This is a genomic window from uncultured Meiothermus sp. (assembly GCF_937863175.1).
Taxonomy (GTDB): domain Bacteria; phylum Deinococcota; class Deinococci; order Deinococcales; family Thermaceae; genus Meiothermus.
On record NZ_CALMCQ010000002.1, the window covers coordinates 1 to 3,077 of the forward strand.

Here is a 3,077-nt window from a genome sequence, read left to right on the forward strand (position 1 = left end):
TCGGCCACAGCGGCCACCAGGGCCAGACCCAGGCCAACCCCATCGCTCTGATCGCTTTTAATAAAGGCGTCAAAGGCTCGAGGCAAGACCTCGGGTTTGAATCCAGGGCCCCGGTCATAGGCCCACACCCAGACGCCCTCCCGCCCGGGCTCGACTACCAGCTTCTCCAGGCCACCCGCGTGTTTTTGTGCGTTCTGGATAAGGTTTTCAAGCACAACTGACATCAGCCTGGCATCGGCTTCAACCCACCCGCTACCTTCGGCCCCCAGTCCGAACCGATCGTGCAAAAAAGCAACCAGATCCAGCGGTTGACCCGGCACCCGCCCCTGACCCTCCAGCCGTGCCAGGGTCAGCAAGCCTTCTAAAAGCGACTCCATGCGTCCAGCTTCGCGCAGTGCACCCTCGAGGGCTCGAGGCTCACCAGGACGGCGCAGCAACACTTCCAGATACCCCTTGAGGGCGGTCAGGGGATTGCGCAACTCATGCGAAGCCCCGTAGGCAAAGCGCCGTGCAGCCTGTTCCTGCACCGTAAGCCGATGCAGAGCGGTCTTCAGTTCGCTCATCAAGGTATTCATCGCCTCGATGGCCGGGCGGGCTTCATAGAGCTGGGGGGGCGAGAGGGGCTCGAGGTTTTCGGAGTTGCGCCGTGCCAGCTCCCGTGAAACGGTGTCCAGCGGGCGCAGCGACTGTGAAAGACCAAAAGCCCCCACCGCAAAAGCCAGCAAGGCCAGCAAACCCCCAATACCCAGATAAATTTGCAGCAGACGCTGCGGGAGGGCCACCACCTCCTCCAGAGGGATGCCCAGACCCAGTCCCCCTTCATCGCCGGGAAGCGCCACCCATAACCAGTTGTCCCGAATCTGACGAAAGCTCTGGCCCTGAGCGAGGGTTTGCTTGAGGCCCTCGGGCAGCAGATAGTCGCCCAGATCGGTATAGACCATGCGGCCCTCGGCGCTCAGGATAAATCCCACCCCACCAAACTCCTGCACAATTTGCGCCAGATCCTGAATTTGAACCCGTCCCTGACTGACCAGGAAACCCAGCCTCGAGAGGGCTGCTCGCTCGAGGGTGTCCTGCACGGAACGCTGGGCTTGCTGCACCGTCAGAACCACCAGCGGAATCAACAGCAAGGCCAGGGCCAGCAATAGCCATAACAGGAGGCGGAGACGGAGGGTCATGGGTGGGAGGGAGGGGGGGTCAGGGTTTGGGCGATAGCCAGGGCCAGCGGTGCGGTTCGCCGTTTGCAGCTCGCATCTGGCTTATGGCCTGCGGCTCAACTCACTTCCTCAAGATATACCCATGCCCCCGCAGGGTGTGTAGCAGCATGGGTTCGCCCAGGGCACGCCGCAGCGCAGAAAGGTGCACCTCCAGGGTGTTGGGCTCGACCTCCTCCCCCCAGACCCGCTGCATCAGGGTTTCTTTGGGCAAAAGGCGCTCGGCATGTTCCAGAAAACACTGCAAAAGCAGCATGGCTTTGGGTGAAAGCTCCAGCAGCCGTTCCCCCCGGCGGGCCTCCATTTTGCGCGGGTAAAGCACCACATCGGCATAGGAGAGCACCTCCTCATCGCGCTTGCTGCGGCGCAGCAGGGCTTCCAAGCGGGCCACCAGCTCCGAGAGCGCATAGGGTTTGACCAGATAATCGTCGGCCCCTTCGCGCAGCCCTTTGACCCGCCACTCCACCTCATCCAGTGCAGTCAGCATCAGCACCGGCACCGCACTCACCTTGCGTATCTCCCGCAGAACGCCGAACCCATCGCCCCCGGGCAGCAGCACATCCAGCACCACCAGATCGGGTCCCTCAGCCAGCCTTCGCAGCCCATCGGCCCCATTGCCTGCCTCCAGCACGCCATAGCCCTCGAGTTCCAGCCCCAGGCGCAACGCCTCGCGCACCCCGACATCATCTTCGATTAGCATTACCAGGGCCATGTCCCTATTCTGGCAGACCCTGGGTGAACTCGAGCTTAAACCTGCACCTCGCACCGCGTCACTTAGATTTCCTTACGCGGTAGCCTAATCCAGCAAAAATGCTGGACGCCATATGGCGATCGCTGAGGCCCCCTCCTTTGGCCTTGGACAGTCTCTCGGTTCTTACCCTCGACCGGCCTGTGGCGTGTGCCCAGCGAAACTCGACGTGCTGGCATCGCTCCGACCCTGTACTTTCAGCATCCAGATCCCTGCGGAGCATGTTTTGCACCTGTAGGCGGCAACACATGGCGACCGTATTTATCTGGAGTGCCCGCAGTGGCCGCTATTTTGTTCGGGCAGACCCCGCACAAATAGATCAACCCCCTCCTGCAAAAGCAGTTCTACCGAGTAACCTGGCATGTGCTGGGCTGTCATGTAAACCCCGTGCACAATCGAAGCAAACACCACCGCGAGCGAGCGACCGTGTCCAGGCGATACTCTCTCCAATACCGTTGCCAGTTGCTCAATGCCCCGGTTCATGGCTTCCTGGGCCAAATACACCGCTTCCTGATCGCCCCCTCTGCGGCCCGACTGCGCGGTCATGAGGGCGGTTAGTGGCTCTACCTGCCCACGGTAGGCCAGGGCCAGGGCCATCAGGCGCTGGTGCAGGGTACCCGGACGGGAAAGCGCCCGCTGGGTCTCTTGTGAGCCCTCCTCCAGCAGCGCTTCCAATAAGGCCCGTTTAGAGGCGAAGTGGTGATATACCGCGGCTTTGGTCAGGCCCAGGGTTCGGGCCAGGTCTTCCAGGCTGGTAGCAGCATACCCACGCTCTGCAAATGCTTTACGCGCAGTCTGCAATAGGGCCAGGCGGGTATCCACAATGCTACAGACTACGCCCCTTTTTTCCTACCCTGGTGTAGTTCCAGCAACAGAGATGAAACTGCCAGGCGCAGACCCATCGCGGTTTTCCTGTTTTTGCGGCTTATCCTGCGGAGGACGCCAGGCATCTCCTCCTCGGAAATCTATGTCGTGTTCCAGAGCTAGGTCACCGGCTGCTGCGGGCGCCTGGTGTTGCGGGCGGCCTCGAGGGTCTTGATCTGCTTCTGCCCCACGAGCCTTTCCACATCCTGCCCATCCATGCGGGACAGCTTCTCCTCGTAAGGGCCGCCTGC

Annotated in this window: 3 protein-coding genes; all 3 read right to left on the reverse strand. The window is 61.5% G+C overall.

Annotated features, from left to right (window positions below; all coding sequences use genetic code 11):
• Nucleotides 1-1,178: HAMP domain-containing sensor histidine kinase (locus tag Q0288_RS00045; RefSeq protein WP_299425278.1), on the reverse strand; the 1,178-nt coding region annotated here is incomplete at its 3' end.
• 100 nt (nt 1,179-1,278) lie between these two features.
• Nucleotides 1,279-1,926, reverse strand: a complete 648-nt coding sequence (locus Q0288_RS00050; RefSeq protein WP_299425281.1) for a response regulator transcription factor — start codon at nt 1,924-1,926, stop codon at nt 1,279-1,281.
• A gap of 297 nt (nt 1,927-2,223) precedes the next feature.
• Nucleotides 2,224-2,784 carry a TetR/AcrR family transcriptional regulator gene (locus Q0288_RS00055; RefSeq protein ID WP_299425283.1) on the reverse strand — a complete coding sequence of 187 codons (561 nt, stop codon included), beginning with the start codon at nt 2,782-2,784 and terminating at the stop codon, nt 2,224-2,226.
• Nucleotides 2,785-3,077 lie beyond the last annotated feature (293 nt).